Origin of the sequence: Peribacillus sp. NPDC097225 (genome assembly GCF_044761955.1) — a bacterium.
Taxonomy (GTDB): domain Bacteria; phylum Bacillota; class Bacilli; order Bacillales; family DSM-1321; genus Peribacillus.
In genome coordinates, this window is record NZ_JBIWDJ010000001.1 from 569008 (window position 1) to 586480 (window position 17473).

General features: G+C 43.4%; 18 protein-coding genes. 4 read left to right on the forward strand and 14 right to left on the reverse strand.

The annotated features are described in order from the left end of the window. Positions 1 to 45 precede the first annotated feature (45 nt). The gene (gene secDF, locus ACIQXH_RS02850; protein ID WP_402958227.1) at positions 46 to 2298 is read right to left on the reverse strand and encodes a protein translocase subunit SecDF; all 2253 of its coding nucleotides are present in this window, start codon (positions 2296 to 2298) and stop codon (positions 46 to 48) included. Between the two features lie 195 nt (positions 2299 to 2493). Further along, the gene (locus ACIQXH_RS02855) at positions 2494 to 2799 is read right to left on the reverse strand and encodes a post-transcriptional regulator (protein WP_402869825.1); all 306 of its coding nucleotides are present in this window, start codon (positions 2797 to 2799) and stop codon (positions 2494 to 2496) included. Positions 2800 to 2965: 166 nt separating this feature from the next. On the opposite strand from ACIQXH_RS02855, the gene spoVB reads away from it, so the two are divergent. Beyond that, positions 2966 to 4528, forward strand: coding sequence for a stage V sporulation protein B (gene spoVB, locus ACIQXH_RS02860; protein WP_402986423.1), 1563 nt, complete (start codon positions 2966 to 2968; stop codon positions 4526 to 4528). A gap of 20 nt (positions 4529 to 4548) precedes the next feature. Here the strand turns inward: spoVB and ACIQXH_RS02865 are convergent, their stop codons facing one another. Further along, positions 4549 to 5208, reverse strand: coding sequence for a DUF421 domain-containing protein (locus ACIQXH_RS02865; RefSeq protein ID WP_402958222.1), 660 nt, complete (start codon positions 5206 to 5208; stop codon positions 4549 to 4551). A gap of 189 nt (positions 5209 to 5397) precedes the next feature. On the opposite strand from ACIQXH_RS02865, the gene ACIQXH_RS02870 reads away from it, so the two are divergent. Further along, positions 5398 to 5769, forward strand: coding sequence for a TIGR04086 family membrane protein (locus ACIQXH_RS02870; RefSeq protein ID WP_402869831.1), 372 nt, complete (start codon positions 5398 to 5400; stop codon positions 5767 to 5769). Positions 5770 to 5813: 44 nt separating this feature from the next. Here ACIQXH_RS02870 and yajC read toward each other — a convergent pair whose 3' ends face one another. The 10 genes from yajC to safA form a co-directional block, all read right to left on the reverse strand. Beyond that, positions 5814 to 6098 carry a preprotein translocase subunit YajC gene (gene yajC / locus ACIQXH_RS02875; protein ID WP_402869833.1) on the reverse strand — a complete coding sequence of 95 codons (285 nt, stop codon included), beginning with the start codon at positions 6096 to 6098 and terminating at the stop codon, positions 5814 to 5816. 39 nt (positions 6099 to 6137) lie between these two features. Further along, complete coding sequence (tgt, locus tag ACIQXH_RS02880) at positions 6138 to 7277, reverse strand: tRNA guanosine(34) transglycosylase Tgt (RefSeq protein ID WP_402986425.1); 1140 nt, start codon at positions 7275 to 7277, stop codon at positions 6138 to 6140. Between the two features lie 37 nt (positions 7278 to 7314). Continuing rightward, the gene (gene queA / locus ACIQXH_RS02885) at positions 7315 to 8343 is read right to left on the reverse strand and encodes a tRNA preQ1(34) S-adenosylmethionine ribosyltransferase-isomerase QueA (RefSeq protein ID WP_403122077.1); all 1029 of its coding nucleotides are present in this window, start codon (positions 8341 to 8343) and stop codon (positions 7315 to 7317) included. Positions 8344 to 8382: 39 nt separating this feature from the next. Beyond that, positions 8383 to 8586, reverse strand: a complete 204-nt coding sequence (locus ACIQXH_RS02890) for a DUF2905 domain-containing protein (protein WP_402869839.1) — start codon at positions 8584 to 8586, stop codon at positions 8383 to 8385. Continuing rightward, positions 8583 to 9584 (reverse strand): Holliday junction branch migration DNA helicase RuvB, encoded by a 1002-nt coding sequence (gene ruvB, locus ACIQXH_RS02895; protein WP_402869841.1) that lies wholly within the window; start codon positions 9582 to 9584, stop codon positions 8583 to 8585. Before ruvB ends, ACIQXH_RS02890 begins: the two co-directional genes overlap by 4 nt. An 11-nt stretch (positions 9585 to 9595) precedes the next feature. Further along, positions 9596 to 10210, reverse strand: coding sequence for a Holliday junction branch migration protein RuvA (ruvA, locus tag ACIQXH_RS02900; RefSeq protein WP_403122079.1), 615 nt, complete (start codon positions 10208 to 10210; stop codon positions 9596 to 9598). Positions 10211 to 10449: 239 nt separating this feature from the next. Next, positions 10450 to 10950 carry a BofC C-terminal domain-containing protein gene (locus tag ACIQXH_RS02905; protein ID WP_402869845.1) on the reverse strand — a complete coding sequence of 167 codons (501 nt, stop codon included), beginning with the start codon at positions 10948 to 10950 and terminating at the stop codon, positions 10450 to 10452. 128 nt (positions 10951 to 11078) lie between these two features. Then, a complete protein-coding gene (locus ACIQXH_RS02910) occupies positions 11079 to 11681 on the reverse strand; it encodes a YhcN/YlaJ family sporulation lipoprotein (protein ID WP_403122081.1) in 603 nt (200 codons plus the stop codon). A gap of 108 nt (positions 11682 to 11789) precedes the next feature. Next, positions 11790 to 12728, reverse strand: coding sequence for a phosphotransferase (locus ACIQXH_RS02915; protein WP_402869849.1), 939 nt, complete (start codon positions 12726 to 12728; stop codon positions 11790 to 11792). Further along, positions 12718 to 14796 (reverse strand): SafA/ExsA family spore coat assembly protein, encoded by a 2079-nt coding sequence (safA, locus tag ACIQXH_RS02920; RefSeq protein WP_403122083.1) that lies wholly within the window; start codon positions 14794 to 14796, stop codon positions 12718 to 12720. Before safA ends, ACIQXH_RS02915 begins: the two co-directional genes overlap by 11 nt. Before the next feature lie 284 nt (positions 14797 to 15080). Here safA and ypfJ point away from each other — a divergent pair, with 284 nt between their 5' ends. Beyond that, positions 15081 to 15926: a KPN_02809 family neutral zinc metallopeptidase gene (gene ypfJ / locus ACIQXH_RS02925; protein ID WP_402986434.1), complete on the forward strand. Its 846-nt coding sequence runs from the start codon at positions 15081 to 15083 to the stop codon at positions 15924 to 15926. Positions 15927 to 16079: 153 nt separating this feature from the next. Further along, positions 16080 to 16613 (forward strand): transcription repressor NadR, encoded by a 534-nt coding sequence (locus ACIQXH_RS02930; RefSeq protein ID WP_402987346.1) that lies wholly within the window; start codon positions 16080 to 16082, stop codon positions 16611 to 16613. 44 nt (positions 16614 to 16657) lie between these two features. Here the strand turns inward: ACIQXH_RS02930 and ACIQXH_RS02935 are convergent, their stop codons facing one another. Next, positions 16658 to 17386, reverse strand: coding sequence for a DUF6944 family repetitive protein (locus ACIQXH_RS02935; protein ID WP_402875768.1), 729 nt, complete (start codon positions 17384 to 17386; stop codon positions 16658 to 16660). Positions 17387 to 17473 lie beyond the last annotated feature (87 nt).

Sequence of the window (17473 nt, forward strand, 5' to 3'; positions counted from 1 at the left end):
AGAAAAAAAAGAAGGCCGGCAATTATGCCAGCCCCCTCTTAGTTATTAAACTTGACCTTCCATACTCTGTTTCTTTTCTTTTGCTGTATTCAATGGTCCTTTTTTCTTCAATTCTTTGATTTTTAAATCGAGCCAGAATTGAGAAGCAATCAATAGGGACGAGTAAACGCCACATAATAAACCGATAAATAAAGCAATCGAGAAGTTTCGAATAGCTTCACTTCCGAATATCGCTAACGCCACAACTGTCACAAGAACGGTCAAGACCGTATTGATCGATCTCGTCAACGTTTGTCTTATACTGATATTGGCAATATTCTCAAGCTCTTCGACCGTTTTGACCTTACGGCTAAATCGTAAGTTCTCACGGATACGGTCAAAAGTAACGATTGTATCATTGATGGAATAACCCACAATCGTCAAGACTGCTGCGATGAATGTGATATCCACTTCAAGGCGAAGCAAGCTGAATATCGTGATGATGAAGAATGCATCATGTATTAGGGCTACAACAGCCGGTAAAGCCATCCGCCATTCAAAGCGTACGGATACATAAAGGATGATGCCAAGTGATGCGATCAATAAAGCAATCATCGCATTTTTAGCAAGTTCTTTTCCGACTGTAGGAGAAACGGTGCTGACATTAGGTTCGGCACCATAATCCTTATTGAAGTGGTCCTTCAATTCAGCGATTTCCTGTTTATCAAGGACACCGACCGTACGAACGACAGCATTTTTATCATCTGTACCGGCAAGCCTGATATCCTTCGCTTCAATATCGAACTTGTCCATCTCCGTCTTAATCTGTTCAGTCGTAAGTGCCTCTTTCGAAGCGATTTCAATACGGGTACCACTGGTAAAGTCAATGCCCAGATTCAATCTGAATACGAACAAGAAAATGATCCCGATGAGCGTAACACCGATTGAAATGCTATAAAAGACTTTCCGATGTTTTACGAAGTCGATTTTATCAAAGCGAGTTGGCAATGACATTAAATCGATTTTCTCGGATAGATTGTGAATGTATTTTTTCTTCACGCCAAACCAAGATTTCCGTTTGTCCAGGAACCCACTTTTCACCCATAAGCTCATGAAAAGACGCGTACCATATACGGCGGTGACAAAACTCATTAAGATGGAAATGATCAACGTTGTGGCAAATCCTTTAACCGAGCTTGTCCCATAGAAGAATAGTACGGCTGCGGCCAACAATGTCGTCAAGTTAGCATCCATGATTGTGCCAAGTGAATTTTTCGTACCTTCTGTGTATGCTGCCTTCACAGATCGTCCAAGTTTTAACTCATCCCTGATTCGCTCATAGGTGATGATATTGGCATCGACTGCCATCCCAACACCGAGTACAAGAGCCGCTATACCAGGTAACGTAAGAACCGCATTCATCCAATCAAAGACTAATAGCGTTAAGAAAATGTAAATGCTCAATGTGACGATCGCAATGAAGCCTGGGAAGCGATAATACACAAGCATGAAGATAAAAATAAGTGCAATTCCGATGATGCCGGCAAAAATAGTATCATTCAAAGCCCCTTCACCAAATTGGGCCCCAACGGAAGTGGAGTACACTTCTTTTAAGTCAACGGGCAGGGCACCTGCGTTCAATAACCCAGCAAGCTCTTTTGCCTCTTCTACTGTAAATTGACCCGTTATGAATACTTTATTTGTACTGAAGACTTCACTGACAGCTGGTGCTGAAATCATATTGTCCTGTGAATCTACTTTTTTAATGGAATCTTTTCCTTCTTCAAAATCCAACCAGATAGCCAGTACATTCGTCGGGCTCTCCATGGAAGAAATCTTTTCAGTGATCTCTTTAAACTTGTTTGCATCTTTCAATGTGACTTCAACGACAGGTTTATTATCTTGGAACGTTTGCTTTGCGCCGCCTTCTTTCAGGTCAGCCCCTGTCATCATTTCCTTATCATTGTAGTCACGGAAGGATAGTTTTGCCTGAGTCGAAAGAATTTCCCTGGCATTATTTTGATCTTGGATACCCGCTAGCTGAACACGGATCCGATCATTTCCTTCAATTTGAATGATAGGTTCGTTGACCCCCAATACATTGACACGCCGATCGAGCGCGCTCGCTGTACTGCTCAAAACATCCTGGGTGATTTTTTCACCGGCAAGCGGTTTTACTTCATATAACACTTCAAAACCGCCTTGAAGATCAAGACCAAGCTTGATGTTCCCAAGGATTCCTTTTGAAGTCGTTCCCATCGCTGCGGCAATCAAAAGAACAATTAGAAAAAACGCAACGATTCTGCTTCTTTTTACCATTATGTAGTAGGCCCCTTTCTTTATTACGCCTGTTCTTGGAGTATAAATAACTGTTTATTTTTTCATGAATGATCTTGTTTGCTCTTTAGTTTGAGAAAAAAGGCACAGTTCTTTATGCTTTTTTCCAAAAAAAAGCATAACCATATCTATTATGATTCATTTACAAACGGCTGTCAATTTAAGTATATATCTCTTTTATTCTTTCAAAAGCTCTTTTAACTCTTCTTCAGAAAGGGGGGCGAATAGATTGGGTGATTTAAAAGCTTGGACCATTTGGAACGACATGAACTGATTGCTTGAAAACGTAACGATGTCAGCGACCAATTCGTGAAGATGGACGCTTTCCTGCGGTCGTTTCCATTTCATGTCTGTCAATGTACTCCAAAGGTCCTCCTCGGTAACAGCTTCTAATCCAATCATTTCGAACTCCTCGCATTTGCTTTTCAGGAATGGTCGTACCTTTAAATAATACCGCTGATACGGATGATTTTTTTTCTTCATCACTTTGCCTCCATTAAAATGATTCTCAATTGGATGCGTACATTTCTTAGAAGAGACTCAATCATTTGAGAGAACACAAACACTTTTGTCATGCTTTGTCCAAGTACAAGCATATAGATAATTGTATAGTATAACCGCTTTTTTGAGAAGGCAGGGAGGGAGTTCAATGTCTAAATTTTTGAAAGGGACGCTGATTTTATTAATAGCAAGCCTGATTACAAAGGTTCTTGGATTCATCAACCGCATCGTCATCGCCCGTTTCATCGGCGAAGAAGGCGTTGGTTTATATATGATGGCACTGCCGACATTATTTCTTGTTATCAATATGACTCAATTGGGTCTGCCGATTGCCATATCCAAATATGTAGCCGAAGCGAACGCCAGGGGCGATGAACGGAAAATCAAGAAAATTCTCGTTGTTTCTTTGGCATGCACATTTGGTTTATCGATGATTTTCACCCCGGCCATGCTCCTGTTGGCACCCGTTCTTTCTGAACACTTGTTCACGGACGGACGAACGGTTTGGCCACTTATGGCGATTGCCCCTATTGTTCCGATCATCGCCATTTCATCTGTCCTGCGCGGATATTTCCAAGGTAAGCAAAATATGAAACCATTTGCGTTCTCACAAGTGATTGAGCAGGTGGCCCGGATTACCTTCATCGCGGTGCTGACAAAAGCCTTTTTACCGTATGGAATTGAATATGCCGCAGCCGGTGCCATGTTTGCCTCAATAATTGGTGAACTCGTTTCTCTTTCATACCTTTTAACAAGCTTTAAATTCAAGAAGCATTTCAGATTCAGAAAGGGTTTCTTTCAAAATGTTAAATCAGGAAAAGGGACGTTTACCGAACTAATGGGAATTGCCCTTCCTTCGACAGGCAGTCGCATGATCGGTTCCATTTCCTGGTTCCTGGAACCAATCGTCGTTGCTCAGAGCTTAGCCCTGGCAGGCGTGACGGCTGCAGCGGCCACAAGTCAATACGGGGAGCTAACAGGATATGCCTTGCCCCTTCTCATGCTTCCCTCCTTTGTCACGGCTTCACTGGCTACAGCCCTCGTTCCTGCTGTTAGTGAAGCACGGACGACAGGAAATTATCTGCTAGTGGAACATAGGCTTCAGCAAGCACTGAAAATTACCTTCATTACCGGCTGTCTAGCCGTCGTCACTCTCTTCATCTTCGCTGAACCAATCTTACAGGTGATGTATGGTTCTTCTCATGCAGCCGTATTCATTAAGTTCCTGGCACCTTTTTTTATCCTTTTCTATTTTCAATATCCACTTCAGTCCATGCTTCAGGCACTTGACCTTGCAAAAGCTGCCATGTTTAACAGTCTGGCAGGAAACATCCTCAAGATCGGCGTAATCTGGATGCTGGCTTCAAAGGAGAATTTCGGCATCATGGGGGCTGCAATCGGAATAGCGGTAGGGACCATGCTCGTTACGTTCCTCCACTTTTCCACCGTTATAAAAGTCGTTCCATTCACGCTCCATTTCCGGAGCTACATCCTTTCTTTGATCATTGCTTTGATTTCTGGCTTTGGGGGTTATTATGTCTACGAATTCCCTCTCGCCTCTCTGCCATTGGGATCGCGCTTATTGCTCTCCGTTTCAGTATTGTTGGTGCTTTTCATCTTTTTCATGTTAGGGACGGGCAGCATAAAGAAGGTGGATTTGATTCGTATTCCTTTCATCGGTGGTTTCTTAGCAAAGTTTGCTTGGAAATAGAAATAACCAAGTTCCCTTGGTTATTTCCTCACTTCTTTTTTATCAATATAGATCTGACCATTGATGAAACCGCAAATCGAGACTTCTTCAAGCTTCAGGTATCCATGCCTTTTCAACTGATGCAGAAGCCAGTATTTGTCTTTTCCTATGTATGCTAGGTTGTTTTCCTGTATCTTTCCGTCGATGATAAGCGGGTATGGTGTTTCGATACTTTTTGACTTCTTCCCTTGGCTATTTTTAATGACAGAGAGCTTGCCCGAAGATTCAAGTATCGCAAATTGCACTTCATTCAAGTCACTGATTCCCTGTTCGCGGAGCTGCGTCAACAAATCATTAAAATTATACCGTTGCCTTCTCATTACTTTCTCATCTATTTTCCCTTGGTTGATGATGATTTGCGGCTGGCCATCCATGAGATAGCGGAACCTTACACTCTTCAATGAAAAGAATGCCAATATGATTTGAACAACTGCAAGGACCAACATCGGGAAAATCGTTCCAAAAAATGGTTCATCATTTCCTTCTAAGGCTAATACAGCAATGTCTCCTATCATGATGGAAACCACCAAATCCAGGATGCTAAGTTCCCCGACCTCTCGTTTTCCCATCAACCTAAAAAGGAGCAAAATGAATAAATAAACAAATAGGGTCCTTATTCCACTGCTTAAATAATCTTCCATACAAAGCACTTCCTTCACCATTATCATGGCTGGGATGACGAATAATTACTCTTTTTATTTTAAAAATTCACGGAAGGTTCCCAAACCTGGTCTAAAGCGGATAAAAGTGGAATATGCTTGTACAAACACATCAACAGGCTAGTCGATTCAGCCTTTTAAAAAGGGGGAATAAACATCGAAACAAAAAAAATGAGCGTCGCCGTACTTTATGGCGTCGGCTCCATCTTTGCCATAGCTGTGATTGCAAGTTTTCTATTTTCGATTCTTCTTCGTTTCACTTCATTGACGGAATCATCCCTGACATACGTAATCATGATCGTGTCCTTTATATCATTATTCATTGGCGGGTTCATTTCAGGGGGCAAAGGTCAGAAACAGGGGTTATTCCTAGGTGGCAGTACAGGATTACTGTATCTCCTTGTCGTGTTCCTTTTTCAATACTTGGGACATGATGCACTGTTCACCTTGAAACAATGGATTTATTACGGATGCTTTGTCATTACCGCTATGATGGGTGGAGTACTTGGAGTGAATATGAGCTCAGAATCACGGACGAATTAATGGAAACAAAAAAAACCGGGCACAGGGCCCGGTTTTCGTCTGTCTTATACTTGTGCTTCTCTAGCTGGTGCGCTTTCCGTAATTTCACGGATTGCAGCACGGTCAAACGTTAGTTTTGAACCATCTGTAGATTTAATGACGATTTTTAACTCATCGATAGCATCGATTGTTCCGTGCATTCCACCGATCGTTGCAACCTTGTCGCCTTTTTTCAAGCTCTCTTGCATGTTTCTTGTATTCTTGGCGCGTTTTTGCTGCGGACGGATAAGTAGGAAATAGAACAATACGAACATTAAGATTAACGGAAGTAATTGTGTTAAACCACCCATTTATATTCACTCCTTTCATTTTTTAAAGTATTTATGGAATTAGAAGTTTTTTGCATTTGGCTTATTGAAACCATATTGTTCAAAAAACTCTTCCCTAAAGTCTCCAAGGCGATCTTCTCGGATAGCTTGTCTGACCTGTTCCATCAAGTTTAACAGAAAATGAAGATTGTGATAAGTCGTTAGACGAATACCATACGTTTCTTCGCATTTAATTAAGTGGCGAATGTATGCCCGGCTATAATTTTTACAAACATGGCAATCGCAATTTTCATCGATTGGACCAAAATCACGCGCGTACTTCGCATTTTTTACGACTAATCGGCCAGTACTTGTCATCAATGTACCATTACGAGCGATTCGTGTTGGCAATACACAGTCAAACATATCAACCCCGCGGATTGCACCGTCAATCAATGAATCAGGTGATCCAACCCCCATGAGGTAACGAGGCTTATTCGTTGGTAGGAGCGGACTCGTGAACTCAAGCACACGGTTCATAATATCCTTTGGTTCACCCACCGATAATCCTCCAATAGCATAACCCGGGAAATCAAGGGAAACAAGGTCTTTCGCACTTTGTTTACGGAGATGTTCAAACTCCCCACCCTGAACGATACCGAATAATCCTTGATCATTTGGACGTTCATGAGCATTCAAGCAGCGTTCTGCCCAGCGTGATGTCCGTTCGACAGACTTCTTCATGTATTCCTCGGTAGCCGGGAATGGAGGACACTCATCGAATGCCATCATGATATCTGAGCCTAGTGCATTTTGGATTTCCATTGCCTTTTCAGGAGATAAAAATAGCTTATCACCATTGATATGGTTTCTGAAATGGACGCCCTCTTCCTCAATTTGACGGAATTTGCTTAGGGAGAATACCTGGAAACCGCCGGAATCCGTTAATATTGCGCGATCCCAGTTCATGAATTTATGCAGTCCTCCAGCTTCCTTGATGATCTCATGCCCTGGACGTAGCCATAAATGGTACGTATTGCTGAGGATGATGCCTGCCCCCATTTGTTTCAATTCTTCAGGTGACATCGTTTTGACGGTAGCCATCGTCCCAACCGGCATAAATGCTGGAGTTTCGAAAGAACCATGTGGCGTATGAACGCGGCCAAGCCGTGCCCCCGTCTGTTTACATGTTTTGATTAACTCATATCGTATTGCAGTCAACGCAATAACTCCCTTCAAGAGCCTATCACTCTTTATATTACTTGATTAACATTGCATCTCCAAAACTAAAGAACCTGTATTTTTCTTCCACTGCCGTTTCGTAGGCATGGAGAACATTTTCCCTTCCTGCAAGTGCAGAAATAAGCATGATTAACGTCGATTTTGGCAAATGGAAGTTCGTGATCATTGCATCGATTCCCTTGAATTCAAAACCAGGATAGATGAAAATGCTTGTCCAGCCGCTTTCTTCCTTGAAAACCCCATCATTACGGGATGCAATCGTTTCCAGCGTTCTTGTTGATGTCGTGCCGACTGTGATGATCCTTCCGCCGTTTCCTTTCACTTCATTCAACAACCGTGCTGTGCCTTCGGTCATTTGGTAAAATTCCGAATGCATTTCATGACTGTCGATGTCTTCCACACTTACAGGGCGGAACGTTCCAAGCCCAACGTGTAGCGTGATGAAAGCAATGTGAACCCCCATGTCTTTAAGCTTTTCAAGCAAATGCTCCGTAAAGTGGAGACCAGCCGTAGGTGCTGCTGCCGACCCACGTTCACGTGCATAAACCGTCTGGTAGCGGTCTTGATCGTCAAGTTGTTCTTTAATGTAAGGTGGCAACGGCATTTCGCCAAGTTCGTCCAATATTTCATAGAATATGCCATCATACTGGAATTTCATAATCCGGCCGCCATGATCCAGAATGCCTGTGCAGACTGCACGTAGCTTGCCATCACCAAAAACGATAGTGGATCCTTCTTTAATACGTTTTGCAGGTTTCACCAAGGTCTCCCAAACATCGTCACTCTCTTGTTTTAACAAAAGAACTTCAACTTTCCCGCCTGTTTCCTCTTTACTTCCATAAAGTCTTGCTGGTAAAACCTTCGTATCATTCAATACAAGACAATCACCCGACTTCACATATTCCGTGATTGAACTGAACACATCATGCTGAATCTCACCGGTTTCCTTGTCCAATACCATCAATCTACTTGCTTCCCTGTTCTTCAAAGGAACTTGGGCAATCAATTCCTCTGGTAAATGAAAATCAAACTCTTCTAATTTCATCTGTTCCACTTCCTAATCTGTGTATCATGTAGTTAGTTATTATTTAAAACGGCTAATTAAATAAAAAATAGCCGACAGCACAATGCTGACGATGATCGAAGTCATGATAGGAAAATAAAAAGTCGTATTTCCCTTCTTGAAAAAGATATCCCCCGGGAGCCTGCCAAGCTGAATGAACTTCATCGCAAATCCAATCACAAAAATAATCACACCTAGAGTCATGATCGTCTTAGGCACATTCATCGCTCAGGCATCTCCATCCCGAAATGCTCGTAAACAAGCGAAGTTGCCATACGACCTCGAGGAGTCCTCTGTAAAAAACCAACCTGCAGTAAATAGGGTTCATACACATCTTCAATCGTATGCGCTTCCTCCCCGATCGTAGCTGCGATCGTCTCCAAGCCCACAGGACCACCACGAAACTTTTCAATGATTCCTTTAAGTAATTTATGGTCAATATGATCCAGTCCTAAACGGTCGACCTGCATTAATTCCAATGCATAATCAGCCAGTTTCGTCGTGATCGTGCCATCCCCGCGAACTTGGGCAAAGTCCCTCACACGGCGTAAAAGCCGATTGGCAATCCTAGGGGTCCCCCGCGACCTTCTCGCAATCTCACCGGCAGCCTGGTCATCCATTTCCGTATCCATGATTTGGGCTGTCCGGAGAACGATGTCGGTCAAGTGATGTTCCGTGTAATATTCCAAGCGGCTCAAGACGCCAAACCGGTCCCTAAGAGGTGCTGATAGTGAACCCGCACGAGTTGTAGCACCAACAAGGGTGAACGGTGGTAGATCGATTCGGATTGAACGAGCTTCGGGTCCCTTACCGACCACGATATCCAGACAAAAATCCTCCATGGCTGGATAGAGGACTTCCTCCACGACCCGAGGCAAACGATGGATTTCGTCAATGAATAAGACATCACCTGGTTCAAGGGCACTCAAAATGGCTGCCAAATCTCCCGGTCTTTCAATGGCCGGTCCAGAAGTGGTGCGGATATTGACTCCCATTTCGTTCGCAATGATGACGGCAAGCGTCGTCTTCCCAAGCCCCGGCGGTCCATACAAAAGCACGTGATCAAGCGTTTCTTCGCGCATCCGGGCTGCTTCGATGTACACACTCAAATTCGCCTTCACTTTATCCTGTCCAATGTATTGCTTTAAGTTTTGCGGTCGCAGGCTTTGTTCAAAGGATAGTTCGTTCAAATCGGCTTCCTGATTAAAAACTCTCTCCTCCATTGCGCCACTCCTTATCTTAACATCATTTGCAATGCTTTCTTAATGTATTGCTCGGTCGTCATTTCTTCCACTTGCAGCTTTTTCGCGACCTTCTGTATTTCTTTTTCCGAGTAACCAAGTGCCTTCAGGGCCAGAATCGCTTCTTCCAAATCTTCGGTATACCCATTTTGATTGATTGCCGTCGGAACTCCTTCATTGAATAAGTTCGGGAAAGCATCCGGGATGATATTCTCAAGCTTGCCTTTTAAGTCAAGGATCATTTGGCGTGCTGTCTTCTTTCCGACTCCAGGGAATTTTACAAGGAACGTCTCATCCTCATTTTCGATGGCTTGCACAACCTGATCCACCTGGCCCGACGCCAATATAGCAAGCGCCCCTTTCGGCCCGATTCCCGTCACATTCAATAGTTTCGTGAACAGTGCCTTTTCCTGCCTTGATTGAAATCCGTATAAAGAAATCATGTCCTCACGTACATAATGATATAGAAAAACTTGAGTCTCTTTCTTAAATTGGGCGGAGTAAATAAAAGGATTCGGAGTCAGCACTTGATATCCGATTCCCCCATTATCCACGACTATGTATTCAGGTCCAATATAATCGACCATGCCTTTTATATAATCATACAAATTAATTCTCTCCCTGATTTAGCTGTACCTCTCATTTTATCATAAAAGGAGAGGGAAGTTTATTAAAAGTTATTTAGCAATTGGTGGTGTTCACCTCCTATGCTTATTTATGTTCTTTTGAGATAGGCACCTTTTGCCCCGACCCTGGATATCCTGAATTCCCTACCCGTTAGTTGGGCGTTAAGTCACCCATCAATCCTTGGAAGGCAGACAAATAGGACGGGTGTATTTCTCCCATCCTAGTTAATCGAATACGGCTCATATTCCTTAATAAGCTGTTTATATTGATCCTTATTTACGATTGGAATCCCTTTTTGCAATTCTTCCTGCTTGTACACTTCCAATTTCCCTACATCCAATTGATAGAAAGTATGAATGATTTTGGCATGCTCCGGCTTCCCGATAAAAATGGATAGAGTCCCATCCTCCTTCATCCCAAGATAGCCGTTTGCTTTGAGTAAGGGCGATATATCATTCTCTATTTTATTCAATACAATGTGGTCATCATTTTGATCAACCACATTCCATCCTTGGTATTTCAACCAAAAGTCTTCCATCGTCCAAATCTTTTCCGTCAATTTCTCTTCACTTAATTCCCCATCGAGATACAAACGCTGAAGGATGACTTTTTGTTCGATTGGCTGACTTTCCTCTTGTTTTGCTTCCTCGGCAAAAGCAGTCAAACAGAACGGGATGACGAACAAGGCCAAGAAAAACTGGATTTTCAGTTGATTAATCAATGCGATCACCTCTTAAGGCGTTTACTTTTTACATAGTTTGACCTGAAATTCGATTATTAACCGAAAAAATTCCGTTGGTCTTTTTAAAGAAAAGAAGCTGACTCCATTCGAAGCCAGCTTGGATGCGTTTATTTGATATGATCTTTATGAATATCCAGGTTGTCGAACATATCATTGGCATCCAGGACAATTAATTCTTTTGTATCTCCGTCTCGCAGGTTATTATCGAGTGTCATCGTCCGGTAGTACACACCTTCATCCGTCGTTACATAAAGTGCCCGGCCCTCTGTTAGAGGTTCGATTTTCTTCCACACCGCTTCTTTGACCGCTGTCGCCTGATCATAATCATCTAGCAACAAAGCCACTAGCATTTCATCTTTCATGATGATGGCCCTGGCGTCAATGACATTGTCTACACGATTTGCAATCTTATCCGCTTGGTCGACCAATGTCCCTTCATAGGAGTTATAATAGGATGATTTAGCCCGAAGTGGTTTGCTTTCATGACCATGATAGTTACGGTCCTTCTTGCTGTATGCATCATCTTTTCCATACAAATCCTTTTCCATATCATCAAAATTAATTTGACGAACTAGTGCATTCTTTTCGGTTGTATGGTACCCCGTTTCATTCATAGGATTTTGATTCTCTGCCGTATCATTATTGGCACAGCCAATCAAACCCCCAACGAATACCGTGCAAAGCGGCAGTGCCCAAACTTTGTTCCGCACCAACAATCCCCCCTTTGCTAAAATGGATTGAGCCTATTTTCGCTCATAATTAGCATGGGTGTATTGAAGGGATTTCAGTCTGTAAGTTATGTCCATTTTAGATACTCATTACCTTTTGGAAATCATGTCCGCCAATTTTTCGTTCATCTCCATTCGCTTCGAAAACCCCTCCACCGTCATTTTCCAAACGGAATGGAATTGTGATGAGCTTTTATTATTCCGGTTCCACTCGCGGAATATATCCGTAGGGAAAGCCAAAGCATAAAGAAATGCCCGATCTTTTTGATATTTTTTCAACTGTGGAACTTGCCAAAGCATCGTGGCAGCATCATCGAGATGGGGCGAAATCCGATTGGCATATTGTAAATAATCGATGCATCGCGGTGCCTTCGCCATTAAATCGAAATCGATTAAAGCAAGTGACCCATCTTCTCTTCTCAAAAAATTATGGTGGGCACAGTCACCGTGAATGATGACGTTTTTTTCCTTATCCCATTTTGATTGGTTTTTTTCAAACCCCTCCAAGGACCATTCCCCCCACCTTACCCACTCATTGATGATTTCATCTGAAACATATTGGCGAGTATACGAAATGTTCTTTTTAAATAATGACAATCTTTCTTTCCATTTTCTCACCTGATCAAATAGGGGAGCTTTGATTGACAGGTTTTCAGAAACATCGTGAAATCTTTCCAATAATTCAATGCCCTCCAACCGGTCTTTATGATGGGAAAAACGGAACTTTTTCTTGCTTGGAGGTATATAGTCCATACTGCCATACCATTTCCCTTTGAATTGGAACGGCATTAACTTCTGGTGAATCTGATACGTTTGTTCGAACCCTTTTTGACTTAACAAGGAAGTCAATTCCCTTTGTCGATCCCATTTTTCAAAGCTATCGAATCCTTTAAGAATGATGGGAGCGTCTTTTTTGAATGAAATCATATAGACATTGCTCTGAAGATGATGGACGTTCTTAGGTCGGCGGTTTAAATAAGAGAGGAGACGAGTGTAAAAAACACTGTCCCCCTGATAATTAGTAGTCATCACTTTCGTCCGCATACGTAGGCATTCCAAATGTTTCAGGTGCTTGAACGCCTCCGAATTGACCTGGTTGCCCACCCATTTGCCCTGGCATCATTGCTTCAGGGTGACCTCCGAGCTGTCCACGCATCATTCCGGGCTGTCCGCCAAACTGACCTGGCATCGCACCTGGTTGGCCCCCTAGTTGATGGCCATATGGATTCCCCATCATATCTCCCATCTGATTGCCGGGCTGGTTCCCCATCATGCCTCCCATTTGGTTGCCGGGCTGGTTTCCCATCATGCCTCCCATCTGGTTGCCGTATGGATTACCCATCATGCCTCCCATTTGGTTGCCGGGTTGGTTCCCCATCATGCCCCCCATCTGATTGCCGGGCTGGTTCCCCATCATGCCTCCCATCTGATTGCCGGGTTGGTTCCCCATCATACCCCCCATCTGATTGCCGGGTTGGTTCCCCATCATGCCTCCCATCTGATTGCCAGGTTGGTTCCCCATCATGCCCCCCATCTGATTGCCGGGCTGGTTCCCCATCATACCTCCCATCTGATTGCCGGGCTGGTTCCCCATCATGCCTCCCATCTGATTGCCGGGCTGGTTCCCCATCATGCCTCCCATCTGATTGCCAGGCTGGTGGTTCCCCATCATGCCTCCCATTTGATTGCCGTATTGGTGGTTCCCCATCATGTCTCCCATCTGATTGCCAGACTGGTTCCCCATCATGCCTCCAGGAGGTCCTCCTTGATATTCTTGTATTTGAATTTCATCTACCGATTCTACTTCATATTGGATTGGTTGCTGTTTTTCCCCCATTAGACTTTGAATACTAGCTCCCGCATAGGATTCTGAGTATTGTGGTCTGCCTTTATGGAATTGATGATAATCAGGGTGATGGTGCGCCTTGCTTTGCGTTTCTTCCATAGCATAGTATTGGCCCTTCACTTCTTTCTCTGGTCCATATGTTCCTATTTCTCCCTTGTTGCAGCCACAATCCTCACTTTCGGCTTGCATATTGGACTGCATATAGGGCTGCTGTGGATAGTATTGGAAATTCGGAGCATTCGACGATGACGACTCGGAAGATGACTCATAATGGTGCGGCATATACGCACCTGCAACTTGTTGTGGAGTTCCGCCATACATATGATGTGGGACGGGTGCTGAAGCTTGATATGGATAGTATTGTTGACCGGCCTGGTTTTGACTGGCTCCTTGGACGGTACTTTGACCCATTGAATGCATATCAGGAGATTCTCCCCATACGTCTGAACTTTCTTCCATCATTTGATAGCCTTGCATGCCTTGAACACCTTGTTGATAGTGAGGGGCTCCCTGAAAAGCTCCTTGGACCCCATGCATGGGCATGGATGCCCATGGCGGTGGATCGATGCTAAAACCGCTTCCTGGCATGATAGGGGTGATTGGAATGCAATCGTCTACCGGTTCACATATTTCCTGAACAACTGGCTTCTTTTTTGATTTTTTCTTTACCGGTTTTTCTACTGGCTTCACCGCTTCAACCTTTTTTGGGGGAGTTGGCGGAGTTGGTGGCTTCTGTACACTCATGTTGGTCATATTGACCAAATAATAATTATTGATATCTATTTCTGGTATCACTTGTTTCGGTACCTGAACCTCTTTCGGGACAACGATTTGTTTTTCCTTAACGGGCATTTCCTTTATAGGCATTTGCTTTTCTTTAACAGGCATTTGCTTTTCTTTAATAGGCAATTGATATTCTTTTATCGCAGGCTGTTGATATTTCTGCTGTTCCTTTATAGGTGCTTGATATTTTTGCTGTTCCTTCATCACGGGTTGCTGTTGAATTTGCTGTTCTTTCATTTGAATCGGTTGAATTTGAGATTCTTTGGATTGATATGTCACTTGTGGCGTGCCCATCTCTTTTTTAATTGATCCCGATGTATTTCCAGGTATATTAATTTTCATGCCCGGCATCATCATATCCGGATTACTTAACTGAGAATTGGATTTTTTCAGTTGTTCATAACTCACGCCATATTTTTTTGCGAGCTTCCAAAGCGTATCGCCTTTTTGGACTATATGAATTTTCACGCTGATAACCCCTCCTGTGCATATGTCCATATATACTATGATGTAGTGGGTAAATTGCCATTATTATTTATCATGAAAACTTATGCTTGATGAAACTAAAATATGAATGAAAGCCACACAGTCAGAAAAACCCGTTCAAATGAGGGGGGTAGCAGGATTGACCGCTTTTTGCCAGCGTGCATCTCTGTCTAATCAATCCGAACTTTGGGTATAGGGTATAGGATTTATAAAATGCTGATTTAGATGGCACTACATAAAAAACAACAGTCTAGGAGGGTATCTGAATGAAATGGAAAGGAAGACAAAAGAGTTCGAACGTTGAGGACAGAAGAGGAATGGGTGGAAAGAGCATCGCCGGGATTGGTGGCGGATTTGGCATAGTTGTCGTTTTGATCGTTATGTTCCTAGGTGGCAACCCAAGTGATCTTTTGAATGGCCTTGGTTCCAATGATACTACAGACAATGACTCCTATGAGGAAACGGACCAGGAGAAGGAGCTCGCTCAATTTGTCTCGGTCGTTCTTGGAGATACCGAGCGGGTTTGGGCGGAAGAGTTTCGTAAGCAAGGGCTAGAATATAAAGAGCCCACTCTCGTTTTGTATACAGGAAGTGTCGACTCGGCCTGTGGAACGGCCGGTTCTTCAGTGGGACCCTTTTATTGTCCCGGTGACATGAAGCTTTATATTGACTTGAGTTTCTATCAGGAACTTCAAGATGAGTATCAGGCACCCGGAGATTTTGCAATGGCTTATGTCATAGCTCATGAAGTGGGACATCATGTACAGACCCTATTGGGCACGTCTAGAAAAGAAATGCCCGACCGGTCAAGGGTCAGTGAAAAAGAATATAATAAATATTCTGTTCGACTGGAACTTCAAGCTGACTATTTAGCAGGGGTATGGGCTCATCACGCTCAAGGAGAGAACTTACTTGAGGAAGGCGATCTCGAAGAGGCTTTGAGTGCAGCCAGTGGAGTGGGAGACGACACCATCCAAAAGAAAGCTCAAGGGTATGTTGTTCCTGACAGCTTTACGCATGGAACCTCCGAGCAGCGAAAGCGCTGGTTTAATAAAGGATTCCAATCTGGTGATATGAACGGGGGCAATACTTTCAAGGCAAGTAACCTATGATTGTACAAGATTGAGGGCGGACGTTTCCATGTGCCTCCCTCTTTTTTGCTGCATTCACCCGCATGCATTTAAGGAACACCATGGGTAAATCGACTTTCATTCGATTAGCCCCTTTATTTTATGGTAAACTATTTGTACATAACGAGGTGAAGGATCATGCAAAAAAAGAAATTATTAGGCGAAGAAAGACGAACCAAGCTCTTACATATCCTACAAACAAGTTCACAGCCTGTTACCGGTAGCGAACTCTCCCAAATAACCAATGTGAGCCGGCAGGTCATCGTCGGTGACATTACCCTTCTTAAAGCACGAAATGAGCCGATTATCGCTACTAGCCAGGGGTATATCTACTTGCAAACCGAGACTAGACAAAACCCTGAACGGACCATCGCTTGCCAGCACGAGCCCACGCGAGCCCAGGAGGAATTATTTCTACTTGTCGATATCGGCATAACCGTCAAAGACGTGAAAATAGAGCATCCCGTGTATGGGGACTTAACGGCTTCCATCATGGTCAGTAATCGGAAAGAAGTGGCATCCTTCCTTTCAAAGGTTACTAAAACAAAAGCCACATTATTATCGGAACTGACTAGCGGCATTCACCTTCATACCATTAGTGCCGCTTCAGAAGACTTACTGGACGAAGCAGAAGAAGCATTGAATAAAGCCGGGATTTTAGTTAACTAAAATAGGACACTTCGAAGTAAAGGCATTCGAAGTGTCCTATTTTCTTACGAATCGCTCTCGTTTTCGCCTTCATCTCCACTCTCCCCCTCTTCATTGCTTATTAATTGAGCGATCAGGTTGAGAACGGCTCCTATCGCTTGAATCCAGCTCCCTAACGTTTGTAATGTTTCCGGGTCTAATTGTCCCTCATTATACCCTTGGTTCCCATTCCCTTGGCTTCCGTACCCTTGGTTCCCATTTCCCTGGCTCCCATTTCCTTTGCTTCCGTACCCTTGATTCCCACTCCCTTGGCTCCCATTTCCTTTGCTTTCCAGGCTTGGATTCGTATTTTCTCTTTTCAATTCAATAATCCCAGACAGTGCTTGTAATGAATTTCCCAACAGCTGCATTAAATTACCAACTATATTTATCCCTTCAGCTGGTGCATTTTCGGTTATATCCGCCGCAGATACGCCACCGCCTAAAGCCTGAATAAAATTTCCGTTTATAATCAATAGATCATTCGTGTCATCTGAAAAAGTACCTATCAATCCTGTAATAACCGTCGAATTTCCAATGGCCTGAACTGCACTTCCGATTTGATCTAAAGTGAAAGCTTCCTCTCCATCGGCAATTAAAGCATTACCTGTTCCCTGGAGAGTGTTCCCCACCACATCCAAGTTATTTGCAGAATCGTAATCCGATATAAGGGTTGGTGTATTTGCGATGGCGGATAAAACCGTTCCGATGGCTTGCAGCCAAGATCCGAACGTTTCTTTGAACTCATTACTCATCTTTACCGCACATCTCCCATCCCCTCTTTCATCTTTTTCAGTCTTTTACATTTAAATTCTGTAAGAGGATATTGTAACGATAAATCT